The sequence below is a fragment of the Gemmatimonas sp. genome (assembly GCF_041689975.1).
Classification (GTDB): domain Bacteria; phylum Gemmatimonadota; class Gemmatimonadetes; order Gemmatimonadales; family Gemmatimonadaceae; genus Gemmatimonas.
The window spans coordinates 1-2514 of sequence record NZ_JBDNFF010000336.1 but is presented as its reverse complement, the minus strand read 5'-3'; the positions used below and the strand labels follow the sequence as shown (position 1 = coordinate 2514).

Annotated in this window: 3 protein-coding genes; 2 read left to right on the top strand and 1 reads right to left on the bottom strand. The window is 59.9% G+C overall.

Annotated elements, in window-relative coordinates:
• Positions 1 to 251 precede the first annotated feature (251 nt).
• Positions 252 to 1115 (top strand): hypothetical protein, encoded by an 864-nt coding sequence (locus ACESNG_RS19765; protein ID WP_373070510.1) that lies wholly within the window; start codon positions 252 to 254, stop codon positions 1113 to 1115.
• A 314-nt stretch (positions 1116 to 1429) separates the two neighbouring features.
• Here the strand turns inward: ACESNG_RS19765 and ACESNG_RS19760 are convergent, their stop codons facing one another.
• On the bottom strand, positions 1430 to 1831 hold the full coding sequence (locus tag ACESNG_RS19760; protein WP_373070508.1) for a hypothetical protein: 402 nt from the start codon (positions 1829 to 1831) through the stop codon (positions 1430 to 1432).
• Positions 1832 to 1884: 53 nt separating this feature from the next.
• On the opposite strand from ACESNG_RS19760, the gene ACESNG_RS19755 reads away from it, so the two are divergent.
• Positions 1885 to 2514: endonuclease/exonuclease/phosphatase family protein (locus ACESNG_RS19755; RefSeq protein WP_373070506.1), on the top strand; the 630-nt coding region annotated here is incomplete at its 3' end.

Below are 2514 nucleotides of genomic sequence, written 5' to 3'. Positions count from 1 at the left end.
CCGATCACTCCTCGCCTACGACCACTGACCCACGACCCCTTGGAACCAATCATCTAGCAGCGCGCAGCATTCCAGGGCACGCAGAAACGAGAGGTCGGCCTACCCGATTTCACTATGTGCTCGAGGCGAGGCGCAGCGCAATCAAAGAGGAAGTGTTTGACCCGGTCGAGGGATGGTGGCGACGCACTCTCCGGTAGCGATGAACGGAGAACCACCCGCCGCCATCCCGACACTGTGGTTACAGTCGCAGGGTGGCTTGGCCGAAGGAGTCGTGGGAGAGCTTGGCAACGAGTGGCCTCTTCTCCGTCGACTATCTCATCTCGTTGGTGCTGGAACCACTGAAGGGCTACGTCTTTATCGACGAGCCCCCTTGGGCGCTATACCAACTCCGGTTCGTTGAGTCCGCCGGTGCCGCTTCCTTGGAGATCGCTGTCGAGGAGGCGTTCCGAGGACCATTCGAGGACCGAGACGCACTCGGCACGTTGAGCACGGTTGCACTGTCCGATCCCATCGTCGGAGTTCTTTTGGCGAGCCAGGTTTTCTCGTTCGCGGTGGGCCGCGCTCCGATCCGGGTGGCGACTCGCATCCTTGTCTACGCCAATGAGATGGCATTTGAGGGTCATCTCATCGAGGACGGCGAGGCAGAGATGGTAATCGGCTCCAACCAGCCCTCGGTCGTCGAGGCGCTGTCAGCGCTGCTGAGACGTTCGGACTGCTTCGTCCTTCCCGCCGAAGCTAACGACAACTACAACCTAAGCGCATCCACAGCTCGAACAGCTGATATTGCTGGGCTACTCCGATCCCAAGGCTTTCGACGTCTGACGTTCAAAGGGCGCAATGTCCCCGCAGGCGAAGTCGGTACATTCGTCCACTACCTCGATGTTGTCGACGGCGGCACACTTCTCTGGGAAAACGGAGATGCCCCTGACCGCACGGACACTGAAACGTATGAAGAAGACCTCCACGAGGTGGTCTTCAAGTCTTCCTACGGCGCTGGCTACTACTTGGTCTACACCGAGGGCTTCGTCGAGTACGTCGCTCTAGGCGCAGGCCATCGCGATGAGACACTCGTCGAAATGGGTCAGTGGCTTTCGGAGCATCCGGACGAGGAGTAAGACGAGCGCCCGGTCGGCAGCGTCGATCCGTCTTTGGGTCGATTTGGACGCGAAGGGTCCCTCCTTCGGGTCCTGGCTCAAGGCCTATCTCGCAGTTTGATAGGCCCCAACGGAGACAGCTTTCAGAGCTGCGGCTGTCGTCCGTCGAACGGTAGTCCTTCGGGCATTTGGCGCCGCCCTGACGGGGACCGATCAACGGGACCATCATGTGTGAAGCCCACCTCATGATGGCGGGTGGTTTCAGCCCATCGCTGGCGGAGAGAACGTCGCCGCCACCCCTGGTACTCGATCTTCGCATCCGCTGCTCTTCTCGATCAGAGCTTGATGCCGAGCTTTGGATCGAGTTCCTTCGCCGAGACTCTTTGATGGCGGAACACATTGATCCACGCTTGGGCGATGGCGCATCCAGCGATTAGCAAAACGGCAACCAGAAGGAACTGAAATGCTGAGTTCACCCATACTGATCCCATCCAGTCGTATCCCTCACGGAACGCTTTGGCACAGACCTCGCTCATGCCTGAGAGGGGATCATCCAGATCGCCAGGATCGCATTGCTCGGAGCACCCGGGAATGCGAACGGTCTCGGTGTCGAGGATCTGAACGACCTCGATCATGTCGCCTGTGGCGTTCTCGATGACGAGTTGACGAGACGGGAAGGTGAACTCGGACGCACGCGCAACTCGGACGGTGAACGGCGGATCCGACGAGATGTCCAAGGCTCGTGTGGAATGCGGGGCCGATCCAGCCTCCGTTCACCCTTACTATCTCTGTGGTGCGCTTCGTGACATGGAATCTCTGCGCGGGTGACACCCAGTCCAAACTCGGACGGGTGTACCCCCCACCGGACGTCGGCGTGTTCTGCGAAGTCTCGAAGGTGCTGCCTTCTCCGAGTTTGATCGAAACTGCACCGGCGTGGGAGTGGGCGGGAAGGCTGACGAATCGAGGCGTGGCCATTGCTTCATGGAGTGAAGCGATGCGACGCGTGCAACCATGGGAGGGAACGAGCCCGGTCCGCTACGGGCTTGGGGTGGAGCTCGCCAACGGTGTTGGTGTTGTTGGATTGTGGGCCTGCCCCGAACAAAAGGGCCGGTCGTACGGTGCAGAGGTTCACGCAATCATCGATGCGTTCGAGCCATTTCTCCGGTCAGTCCCGTGCGTATTGGCTGGTGACTTCAACATCGCACCAGGCGGCGATGCGGACCGTCGGGTGGGCGTAACCAAGCGCCTCGCAGAACTGGGCTACGTCTCGGCCTACCACGCTCACCATGGCGTCGACTTCGGTGATGAGCAACCTACTTATTACCACCGGTTCAGCAGGGGCAGGCCCTTCCACATCGACCTGGTGTTCGTGTGTAAGGAGTGGGTGCCAGCGATTCGCTCAGTCGAAGAAGCGCCCTAT